This window comes from Tautonia rosea, from assembly GCF_012958305.1.
Taxonomy (GTDB): Bacteria; Planctomycetota; Planctomycetia; order Isosphaerales; family Isosphaeraceae; genus Tautonia; species Tautonia rosea.
Window position 1 is genome coordinate 129381 of the sequence record NZ_JABBYO010000006.1, and the last position, 11120, is coordinate 140500.

Here is an 11120-nt window from a genome sequence, read left to right on the forward strand (position 1 = left end):
TCACCAACCGATGAATCCGGAGGAGCCCCCGGATTTCACCGCTCGCCTCGTCACCGCTCGCCGTTCACGACCATGACCGATCCACATGCCTCAATCATTCTCAAGCAAGGGGTTCGCCACCCGTCCGAACAGCCGAAACGCGGCGCGGGCCTTCTGGCCGGTGTCCATCTTGTCGAGGTACGAGGTGCGGAGCGAGTCCAGCCAGCGGAGGTTGCGGCCTTCGTAGGAAATCGCCACCCGCACCAGGATCGGCCCCGGGTGCGACAATGCCGTGGCGATGCCGCCAAGGACCTGATCGTTCGACTCGATCGACAGCGACGACAGGCCCATGCCGCGCGCCAGCGCCGTGTAGTCGAGCTTCGCCAGATGGGTGGCGGTCGTCCGTTTGAACAAGGGTTCCTGAAGCATCTGCATGTAGTGATACGCCCCGTCGTCGAGCACGAAGAAACGTACAGGCAGATGGGCTCGGGCCGCGGTCGAGGCTTCCAGGCCCGACATCAGGAAGCAACCGTCTCCCGTCACGCAGGCGACCGGAAGGTCGGGCCGGGTCCGCTGGGCCCCGATCGCTGCCGAAACCGCCCAGCCCATGCTCTGGTTGTCGGCCGGAGTGATGAAGCGCCTTGGCCCCTGGCGACGCACGGCTTCGGCGGCCCAGTGGGTCGATGCCGTCACATCAACGAACAACAATCCCTCCGGCCCAATCGCCTCGCCGAGCAGGGCCAGGAACCGCATCGGGTCCACCCCTTCCGTCACCTGAACGGCGACATGCTCGGCCCGCTCGGCCTGACGATCGTCTTGAATCGCCCGGACGAGTTTCACGTTGGGAGGCCGTCGGAGCGGTTCTCCTTCCGCGAGCACCCGGGAGAGGAAGGCCCCGGCCTCGGCATGGACTTTCACCGATGCCGGGACGTTACGCCCAAGCACGGCGGGGTCGATGTCCACATGAATCAAGTTTTCATGCTTGGGAATGTTGTAATTGGCCGTCGTGACCTCACTATAGCGGACCCCAATCGCCAGGACCGTGTTGACCTGCTTGAAGGCCCGCTCGGCCGCCCGGGTGCCGAACGTGCCGTAGCCCCAGCCGACGGCCAGCGGGTGGTCGTCTGGGATCACCCCCTTGCCGCTCACGCTCGTCGCCACGGGGGCCTGGAGCAACTCGGCCACGGCGACCAGGGCGGCACTTGCTTCGGCCGCACCAAGGCCGGCGTAGATCCCGACCCGACGAGTCGGATCGCGCAGGATGTCGATGGCCTTACGAACCGCGGCCTCGTCCCAGGGGGGGGCCAGTTCCAGCGGAATCGGGTCGTCATAATCCCAGGTCATCGACAACAGATCATACGGCACGACCACGCCCACCGGCCCCGGAGGACCGGCCTTCGCCATTTGAAAAGCGCGGTGGATCGCCGCGGCGATCTGGCCGGGGTGGTGCACCTCGATCACGTGCTTGCAGACCGTCCGCAGGATCGCCGCGTTGTTCAGCGAATGCACCTGGCCGAGCGGAGCAGCCGGGCCGCGCTTCACGTCCGTCACCAGGCCGACAATCGGCACGGTGTCGAGCAACGCCTCCCCGATGCCGGTCATCGCGTTCGTCAGGCCGGGGCCGGGGATCAAGGCGAACGCGCCGACCTTGCCCGAGACCCGGGCCGAGGCATCGGCCATGATCGGCGCGGCCGATTCATGACTGTTGAGCATGTAAGGGACGCCCAATGTCTTCATCGCGTCCCAGAACTCATTGTTCTGTGCCCCCGGCACACCAAAGACACACGGCACCCGCTCGGCCTGAAAGGCGGCGGCGGCCGCCTTCGCGCCAGTCATCCGCCCCTTGATCCCTGCCCCTTGCTCCGGAGGAACGGCGATCAGGGGCAATCTCGGATCTGGAGCGGGTGGGGCATCCTGGGCCGCCGCCTCTGCGGCCAGACCTGCCCCCACGGTGCCGATCGTCCCAAGAACGGTGCGTCTCGTGAATTCCATCATGGGGTCTCCCGGGGCGATTGGGACCAAAAATGCCGGATCGCTAGCGGAACGGGATCGCTACGGTTGCTCTATCTTGCCCAATTTTCGCGATTGGGGGAGAGGTTTGATTCGGACCTTTTTGTATCGGCCGTTCAGGTTTGTCGGGTTGATCGGGTTTTGCGGGGGCGTTGTGTCGGGTGGATCGGTGGGCTAGGGTGTGACGATCACGGCTCGGGGACGTTTCGTCACCGGTCCGCGTCGGTTCAAACGACCTGCGATTCATGCGCCAGGGCGAGGCCAATCTGATGCACAGTGTTCTCACGGTGGCCCGGATCTGGGCCGTTCGACGTGTTGTTTCGCTCGGGATGGTAGCAATCCTCGGGGGGGGGCTGACCGGCTCGACCGTTCAGGCCCAGCAAGAGGCGGGGAACCGGCCGAACATCGTAATGCTGTTTGCTGACGACTGGCGATGGGATACCCTCGGCTACGCCGGCAACCGGATCGTACAGACGCCGCATCTTGACGCATTGGCTGCTCGGGGGGCCTGGTTCCGTCAGGCTCGGGTGACAACCTCGATTTGCTGGGTCAGTCGCGCCAGCCTGTTCACCGGGCAATGGATGGCGAGGCATGGCTCCCCGAGCCCTGAGCCGATTCCGACCCCCTGGGCCGAGACCTATCCGGGCCTGCTCCGCGAGGCGGGCTACTGGCTCGGCTTCGTCGGCAAGTGGCACAACGGGCCGTTTCCGAGCGACCGGTTCGACTTCGGCACCTCGTACATGGGTCGACACTACATGACCCTGCCGGATGGGACCGAGATCCACGTGACGGCCCGCAACGAGCGAGACGCCTTGCAGTTCCTCGACGAGCGTCCGAAGGATCAGCCGTTCTGCCTGACGGTCGCCTTCTTCGCCACCCATGCCGAGGACCCGCACCCCGACCAGTACCTGTATCAAGCGGAAAGTGCCTCGCTCTATGAAGGGGTGACGATCCCCGTTCCCGCGACCGCCACCGAGGCCCATTTTCGCGCCTTGCCTCCGTTCCTGGCGACCGAGAAGAACGAGGGCCGCATCCGCTGGTACTGGCGATTCGACACCCCGGAGCGTTATCAACGGTACATGAAAGCCTATTACCGGATGGCAACCGAAGTGGACCAGACCATCGGCCGGATCGTGGAGGAACTGGAACGCCAGGGGGTGATGGACAACACCTTGATCGTCTTTATGGGAGACAACGGCTACTTCCACGGCGAGCACGGCCTGGCCGACAAGTGGTATCCGTATGAAGAGTCGCTCCGGGTCCCCCTGATCGTGGTTGACCCCCGAATGCACCCGATGCGCCGGGGATACGTCAACGACGAGTTCGTGCTGAACGTGGACATTGCCCCGACCTTCCTGGCCGCCGCCGGGATTCCCGCTCCCGAGGGGATGCAGGGTCGGGACTTCGCCCCGCTCTACCTCGACGCCGAGCCGCCCGCCTGGCGTCAGGAGTTTCTTTATGAGCATCCGACTGTGTCGAACCGCGATCGAATTCCCAGCTCCGAGGCAGTCGTCCGCAAGGATGTGAAGTACTCCTACTGGCCTGAGTGGAACTTCGAGGAGCTATACGACCTGCGGGCCGACCCCTTCGAGGAACACAACCTGGCGAGCGACCCATCACAGGCCGATCGCCTGGCCGAGCTGAGGGAGGCTCTGGAGCGATTACGCCACAAGGCGCGGTGATCCCAGTGTTTCGCTCGTGATAAACCCTTGATCAACAATGGTGGGCTCTCGTAGAGTACCAGCAATGGAAGTTTGGGCCGTGCCTCTCCCGATTTTTCGGCCCCGAGTGTCCCCTGGATTGCCGGCTTGTTGCAGGGCCGGAAACCTTCGACGCAAGGAGCCTGCCGATGTCCCGCCCGAATCCGATGCTGAGTCGATGCGAGGGGACCCTGCCGCGCCGGTCGTTCCTGCGGGCCTCGCTGACCGGTCTCTCGACCCTGGGGCTGGCGGATCTGTTCCGTCTGGAGGCGGCTGCGGCGGGAGCAGGGGCAGGCATGGGAATGGGGCCGAAAGGGGGTCCGTCGATCATCCTCATCTGGCTCTGGGGAGGCCCGAGCCACATGGAGACGTTCGACCTGAAGCCCGAGGCTCCGGCCGAGTACCGCGGCGAGTTCAACCCGATCGAGACGAACGTCCCCGGCATCTTCATCAGCGAACACCTGCCCCGGCTGTCGAAGATTTCGGATAAGTATGCGTTAATTCGTTCGCTCTCCCACGACAGTCCCGGTCACATGAACAGCACCCACACGGTGATGACCGGCTACACGGGAGAGATCGTCGAGACGCCGCCCTACAAGCCGAAGCAACCCGACCTGTTCCAGGCTGCTCATAAGCTCTTGCCGAGCCGATTACCGGGCCTGCCGCAGTGGGTGGCCTTGCCTCGGGTCCGCTACACCGGCGGGGGACACTTCGGCGAGTCATACGGGCCGTTTGTGGTGACGAACGACCCGAACGATCCGAAGTTCCAGGTGCCGGCCCTGAGCCTCGATGAAGGTCCTCGGGCTCGACTCTCGGGCCGAGGGCGTCTGCTCGACGAGTTCGAACGGATGCGACGGACGGTCGATGAGACCGCGGCGGTCGAGTCGCTCGACTCCTTCCAGCAGCAGGCGCTGACGCTGTTGACCGGCACGACGGCGCGAGATGCCTTCGACCTTTCGGGCGAAGACCCTCGCCTCCGCGACCGCTACGGCCGCGACGAGATCGGCCAGCGGTGCCTGCTGGCCCGTCGGTTGGTCGAGTCGGGGGTGCGGCTGGTGACGGTCGACTTCCCCTGCGTGCCGGGCCAGAAGGCGTTCTCATGGGACGACCACGCGAGCGTCTGGAATATCTTTGAACAGATGAAGATCCGGCTTCCTGTGCTAGACCGCGCGGTGTCAGCCCTGATCGAGGACGTGCATGCTCGGGGGATGGACCGCGACACCCTGGTGGTGGTGATGGGAGAGATGAGCCACACGCCGAAGCTCTCGAACCACCAGGGGCAGCCCGGGCGCGAGCACTGGGGCAAGTCGATGTCGCTCTTGCTCTCGGGAGGCGGGATGCCGATGGGCCAGGTCATTGGGGCCACCAACCGCCGAGGGGATGAGCCGGTCGATCGCTTCCTCCGCCCGAGCGACCTGCTGGCAACCTGGTATACCTACCTCGGGATCGATCCGCACGCCGTCTTCCCTGACCAGACCAATCGGCCCATTCCGCTCCTGCCGCATGGCGAGCCAATTAGTGAGCTTGTCTGATTACGTTGATGCGTTCTGTTCAACGGAACTGGTTGAGGAAGCTGCGGTCGAGCAGGTCTTTCCAGGCGAGCATGGCGCGGCCTCTGAAGGAGAAAGGTCCCCAGCAGGCCAGGCCGGTGCCGTCACCGAGGTTGAGGATTTGGAGCCAACGGCGTTGGGGGCGATATCGTCGAAGGCGTCCACCGAGGAAGGTGGCCCGGAGATTGTGGGCCAGTACCCGGGCCTGCCGCACTGCGACCACGCCAATCCGGGGCAGGTTCGTGCGATCGAGGGTCGCGCAGTCTCCCCCGGCAAAGAGGGTCGGCTCCTGGATCGATCGGAGGAACGGGTCGAGGAGGAGTCGGCCCTCGTTGCTGGTGGGTAGGCCGAGCCGGCCGATCAGGGGAGGAGCGACGAGCCCGATGGCGGCAACGACCAGGTCGTAGCCAATCCGGTCTCCTCCGCTGAGGACCGCCTCGCCTGGCTCGACGCGATCGACGGCTACCCGGCTTCGAACAGTGATTGCGCGATGATGGAGCAAGTCGGTGATGGTTTGTGAGGCGGATTCGGGGAAGGTGTTGAGGAGGCGATCGCCCGAGGTGACCAGAGTGATGAATGCCTGCGCATTGAGGCGATCGGCCAGGGCCCGGAGGTTGAGGGCAATTTCGCAGGCAGTCGCCCCGCCACCGATGACCAGGATGCGGGGAGGCTGTGGGGGCCGGCCGTTTCCCGGCTGAACGCGACGCGTGAGATCAGCCCGGAGCTTGGCCAGTCGCCGGATTGGTTTGGCGGGGAAGGCATTCAAACCGAGTCCTTCGACCCGATCGACGGGCACGCCACTGCCGAGGTCGAGGGAGGCCACGTCGTAGGAAAGCGCTTTTCCTCCGGCCAGGTGGACGACCCTTGCGGTCGGATCGACCTGCGTGATTCGATCCCGAATGAATCGGGCACCGACCCGCTTGGCCAGGGTCTCGACCGAGATGCGGTCGTGTTCCACCTCATACTGACCGCCGAGCATCCCCGTGGCGAGCCCTGAGTACCAGAAGTCGTCCTGGTCAACAATCGTGACCTCGACCCCGGCATGAGTCAGCGGACGGAGCCTTCGGATCACGTCCAGATGCGCATGGCCGGCCCCGAGAATCGCCAGCCGCCGTCCTGCTGCTCGCCTTGCCACGTGCTGACTCCCGCCTTCCGCCGCTGCCGACACCGATTGAATCACTCGTGAAGGTGGATTGGTTGCAGTTTTCAGGCCATCTCACGAGGGAATCGGACCTGAGTACGATACAATCCTGGGAGGATTCGTGCCTGTCCCTCGTCCGAGCGCTTCCCGAGGTGTCACCATGCGGCTCGCTTCTCGCGACTGGGATGACGATTCCGAAGACTGGGACGAGGACCCCGACGATTGGGATGACGACGACGAATCGGCCGTGCTTCCCTGCCCGTCCTGCGGTGCCGAGGTTTATGAGGACGCCGAACAATGCCCCCACTGCGGGGAGTTCATTGTCCGACGTCTCCGGGTCTGGGAGGGAAGGCCGTGGTGGTGGGTCGCGATGGGGCTCTTGGGGATCGGAGCGATGATCTGGGCCTTGATCTGAGCCGAGAATTGGGTCGGGAAATCGGGTCAGATCACGATCAGATCCAGGGGTCGTCGATGGCTTCCTCGACCGAGGCATAAAGGTCGACGAAATTCGGCAGGCGCATCGAGTCGAGTACGGGCAATACCTTCGGCGAAACGCAGCAGACCCGCATTGCCCCGTGTTCACGGTCGAGGTGCTGGAAGAAGGCGAGCAAGGCGCCGACGGCCCGGCTCGACAGGTAGTCGACGTTCTCCATGCTGAGCACAACCCGGCGCGGGAGGGGTCGGTCGAAGAAGGTCTGAAGGTCGTAGCGGAGCGGGCCGACCGTGGACTCGTCTTCGAGGTACGATTCCCGAATGCGGGCCACGAGGACCCCGCGAACGACCTCGCAGGCCAGGGCGTTGGTCGACAGCTCTGGATCGGCGTGCGAGGCGTTGGGGTCTTCGGTTTCCTCCTCCTGGTCGCCGGGAGTGGTCGACGGGGATGAGGTTCCTTGAAGGGTGGGGATCAAGAGCGCGGTCGGGGCGTCGGGATTGGCTGAAGATGCCTGATCTAGCAGCCACGAGGCGAGGATGTCGTCATCGGTTGTTGGAGTCGAGCCGGTGACGGGGAGAATCTGGATGGAAAAACCGAGAACTCCGACCTGGAGGGAATCGCCGTCGTGGGCTTCGGCCTCTTCGCCACGGAGGGTTCGACCGGCGAGGATCGTGCCGTTCTTGGTGCCATAGTCACGGACGAAGACCTTGCCGTCTCGGCGTTCAATGATGGCGTGAATGCGGCTGATCGTTTCGCTGTTGGGGCGAAGCTGGCATCGGGCATCGCGACCAATGACGAAGCGACGGCCCTTGACCTCGATGGCGCGCCCTTTGGCCTTACCGACGGCGACGATCAATCGCACGCAAGGGGCTCCGGCGGTGGGATCGGGGGCCGAGGTTCCGAACGAAGCTTCGTCGGAAGTGGATTCGTCCTGGTGCGGGCGTGGTTGCGGCCAGATACTTTCCAGGGCCGGGCGGGTGTCTGGGAAGATTTCGATATGCTTGTGCAGATCGGTCATAAAGAAGAGTTGCGCGACGGCCGGCTGTACGGTACAGACTTTCAGCGCTCCGCCCTCGGTACGGCAACGGTCGTAGACGCGGAGGACAGTGCTCAAGGCCTGGCTGGAGCAGTGCTCCACGTTGCGGAAGTCGAGCGCGATGCGGACCTTCCCGGCGAGGATCAACTCTTCGAGCTGGTGTGTGACCCGGCGGATGTCCTGCTCGTCGATCAGATCGCGATCGAGAATGCGGGCCAGGGCAATGCCGTCCTGGTCTTCGATCGCCAGGCCATGTTGGGAGGGAGAGGGAGCGTGCTCGTGGTGCGCTTCCCCTTCGTGCTCGTGCTCGTGTTCGTGGGCCAGGCGGTCGAGAATGGATCGAGCGGTCCGCATAGCCGGCGAGAGGGGAATGTTTGAATCCGAAGGGCTGGCAGCCGGTTGGAGCCCCTGACGCGCCTTGATGGCTCGTGCCACCCAGGAAGCGTCACGCTGGGCCATCTCGTCGGCGTCGGCGATCATCACCAGGTAGTGGACCGGTCCGGCACAAAGCTCGTCGCCGTCGTGCAATTCCGTCGGGACGTGGATTCGATCGCCATTGACCAGGGTGCCGTCGGCCGAATTGATATCTTCGACAAACAGGCGGATTCCTTGCCAGTAGAGTCGGCAGTGTCGCTTGCTGACCCGACCATGGTCGGGACGAAGATGACACGAGGGTTCGCGACCGATAACGCATTCCCGTTCCGTCATGCGGAACTGCTCATTCCCGTATGCGCTGAGCTGGACGAGCCGGACCTCCATGGGATTGCCTCCGGGGCCCTCAGGCCCTCCAAAGATAAGGCTGCGGGACCAAGCCTTGGCCTCGAAGCACCGACCGGCAGCATCGACGGTCGCATGGGGAGGGCGGGTAGATTTCATTCAGGTCTACATCTTCGGTGAGGTTGACGCAACCCCCCGGGATGAATTTGAGCGGAATTCTCAGAATTCCTGTCATTTTCGACATGCAGGCATGTGGACGTTCCTTTAGCTTAATTGAGAAGAATGAGTGTGAACGGAGACGGGTCAGGCCGGTGGCTCGGTGGCGGGGGGCCGGTCGGCTGTGGTGTTCCACTGAGATCGAAGGGTCTGGGCGAGGGTCGGGTCGGTCATGGCTAGATAGCTGATCAGGCCGGCGAGCCGTTGGGGGGTGTCGGCGTCGGCTCGGGGACGACCGGTCTGAAGATTGTGGACTGCGGCCCGGAGTTGGCGGCGCAGTTTTCGGGGAGTGCGGGGGGAGGCATCTCCGTTGACGACCAGGCCGGTGACCTGCTGGCGTGCTCCGGGGCGGGCCACGCGGGTCTTTTCGAGCCGGACGGAGAAGCCTTCGGACTCGACCACGCGACGGGCCGATCCGAGCAGGGTGCCGAGCCGGGTGTCTCCCTCGTGAGCGCGGGGGAGACTGAAGGTCAGGTCGTCGGCGTAGCGGGTGTAGCGGTAGCCGAGCGACCGGGCCAGGCCATCGAGGCGGCGATCGAGACGGAGGCAGAGGGTGTTGGTCAAGGCCGGGCTGGTCGGTGCGCCTTGCGGAAGGCATCGAGGGCCGAGGGCGACGTAGTAGGTCGTCTTATCTTGCTCGACGATCTCGCGAGGGGATTCGGTGCAGATCGAGGCCAGGAGGGTCGCCACCTGCTCGCGATAGCCGGCCCGGCGGAAGATCCCCTTCACGCGTCGGAATGTGACCGAGGGAAAGAAGTCTTTGACGTCCATCTTGACGACGAGTTTCGAGTTGAGATGGTTGCCGGCATTCGAGAGGATCGATCGGCCGGCCAGGAACCCGTGGGCCGCACCGTGGACGGGGAGCTTCTCGGCGATGTTGCGGAGAATCCAGTGCTGGGCGGCCTTGAGGGTCGGCATGGGGGCCCAGATGGCCCGTTCCGAGCCGTCTCGCTTGGGAATGGTGAAGCGTCGGTAGTGGAGCGAGGTGGCCGCGTCTCGGTGGAAGGCGAGCCAGCGGAGCTGAGAGATGGTTAGGCCGAGGGCCTCAGCCAGATCACGAGGGGAGTCGAGCGGGGGCAGCTCGTTCTCGGCGGCACGTTCCTCGGCGTCGGGGGCGTCCCAGGGATCCTTGGTCGCCTGGTCGTTCCAGTAGATGCCTTCGCCGAGGTGGACAATGTGACGGGCACGATAGGCGTTCCAGGCCTCGCGTTTCAGTTCCCGGCGGTGGGCGGCTTCCTCCTTGAGCTGCTTTTTGTAGGCGGTGCGCTCGCGGTCGGACATGGTGTCCATGTCTCGTCGAGCGACAAGGAAGCCGCGTTCGACAAGCTGATTGTTCACGTAGGCATCGATGCCACCGGCCTGTTCGATGGCCCGCCAGAGCGAGAGGAGGTCGGTGGCGCGGGACATGGGGGCCTCTCCTTGGAAGGGGAACACGTCGGGGATCAGACCCGCTCGGCGGCGCGGAGCTTGGCGCTGCGGGACCGGATGTTCTGACGGAGTTCGCGGTCGCCAGCGATGACGGGTTTTCGGGTCAACGGGCGGAGTCGGTCGTCATGACGAAAGGCGGCCTTGATGCGTTCATCTTCGAGCGAGTGGAAGCTGATGATAACGAACCGGCCGCCGGGTCGGAGCCGGTCGGGGGCAACGGCAAGGAAACGGTCGAGGATCGCCAGTTCGTCGTTGACGGCGATCCGGAGCGCCTGAAAGACACGGGTACTCGGGTCGATTCGTTCGCGACGGTGGCCGTAGACGCCTCGGATCAATGAAGCCAGTTCGTCGGTGGTGGTGATGGGTGCCTGGCGTCGTTGTTCGACGATGCGGTTGGCGATGGCTCGGGCTCGGGGTTCGTCTCCCAGGTCGCGGAACAGGGCAAACAACTCATCGGCCGAGCGTTCGTTGACCAGAGTGGCGGCAGTGATCGGCTGCGAGGGGTCGAAGCGCATGTCGAGCGGCCCCTCGCGCTGAAAGCTGAAGCCGCGGGAGGGGGTGTCCATTTGATCGGACGCAAAGCCGAGGTCGGCCAGGATACCGTCCACCTGGGCAATGCCGAGCGCGTCGAGCACCTCACCGATCCGGTCGTAGGCCGAAGGGATGAGCGTGACCGGCAGGCCCCTGGTGCGATCTCGGGCGAAGTCGAGCATCATCGGGTCGCGGTCAACGCTGATGACCCGTCCTTCCGGTCCGACGCGATCGGCGAGAGCGGCCGAGTGTCCCCCCGCGCCGGCGGTGGCATCGACGAAGATTCCCCCGGGCTTCGGAGCAAGCCAGGTGAGCACTTCGTCGAGCAAGACGGGGCGGTGGACGGCAGTCATCGAGCACCGGGGTTCAACTCGGGAAC

The 11120-nt window shown here is 64.6% G+C and carries 8 protein-coding genes; 3 read left to right on the top strand and 5 right to left on the bottom strand.

Features of this window, described 5'->3' with window-relative positions; translation table 11 throughout:
* Positions 1-90: 90 nt before the first annotated feature.
* Positions 91-1974: a thiamine pyrophosphate-binding protein gene (locus HG800_RS12285; protein WP_169976928.1), complete on the bottom strand. Its 1884-nt coding sequence runs from the start codon at positions 1972-1974 to the stop codon at positions 91-93.
* Positions 1975-2318: 344 nt separating this feature from the next.
* On the opposite strand from HG800_RS12285, the gene HG800_RS12290 reads away from it, so the two are divergent.
* Together HG800_RS12290 and HG800_RS12295 are read left to right on the top strand one after the other, a co-directional pair.
* Positions 2319-3671 (top strand): sulfatase family protein, encoded by a 1353-nt coding sequence (locus HG800_RS12290; RefSeq protein ID WP_169977150.1) that lies wholly within the window; start codon positions 2319-2321, stop codon positions 3669-3671.
* A gap of 167 nt (positions 3672-3838) precedes the next feature.
* Positions 3839-5221 carry a DUF1501 domain-containing protein gene (locus tag HG800_RS12295; protein WP_169976929.1) on the top strand — a complete coding sequence of 461 codons (1383 nt, stop codon included), beginning with the start codon at positions 3839-3841 and terminating at the stop codon, positions 5219-5221.
* Positions 5222-5240: 19 nt separating this feature from the next.
* Here the strand turns inward: HG800_RS12295 and HG800_RS12300 are convergent, their stop codons facing one another.
* Positions 5241-6374 carry an NAD(P)/FAD-dependent oxidoreductase gene (locus tag HG800_RS12300; RefSeq protein WP_169976930.1) on the bottom strand — a complete coding sequence of 378 codons (1134 nt, stop codon included), beginning with the start codon at positions 6372-6374 and terminating at the stop codon, positions 5241-5243.
* A 166-nt stretch (positions 6375-6540) separates the two neighbouring features.
* Between HG800_RS12300 and HG800_RS12305 the strand changes: the two genes are divergently transcribed.
* On the top strand, positions 6541-6795 hold the full coding sequence (locus HG800_RS12305) for a zinc-ribbon domain-containing protein (RefSeq protein ID WP_169976931.1): 255 nt from the start codon (positions 6541-6543) through the stop codon (positions 6793-6795).
* Between the two features lie 37 nt (positions 6796-6832).
* Here the strand turns inward: HG800_RS12305 and HG800_RS12310 are convergent, their stop codons facing one another.
* From HG800_RS12310 to rsmH, 3 genes are all read right to left on the bottom strand, one after another.
* Positions 6833-8608: an FHA domain-containing protein gene (locus HG800_RS12310; protein ID WP_169976932.1), complete on the bottom strand. Its 1776-nt coding sequence runs from the start codon at positions 8606-8608 to the stop codon at positions 6833-6835.
* Positions 8609-8869: 261 nt separating this feature from the next.
* A complete protein-coding gene (locus tag HG800_RS12315) occupies positions 8870-10189 on the bottom strand; it encodes a reverse transcriptase family protein (RefSeq protein ID WP_169976933.1) in 1320 nt (439 codons plus the stop codon).
* A 35-nt stretch (positions 10190-10224) separates the two neighbouring features.
* Complete coding sequence (rsmH, locus tag HG800_RS12320) at positions 10225-11094, bottom strand: 16S rRNA (cytosine(1402)-N(4))-methyltransferase RsmH (protein ID WP_169976934.1); 870 nt, start codon at positions 11092-11094, stop codon at positions 10225-10227.
* Positions 11095-11120 lie beyond the last annotated feature (26 nt).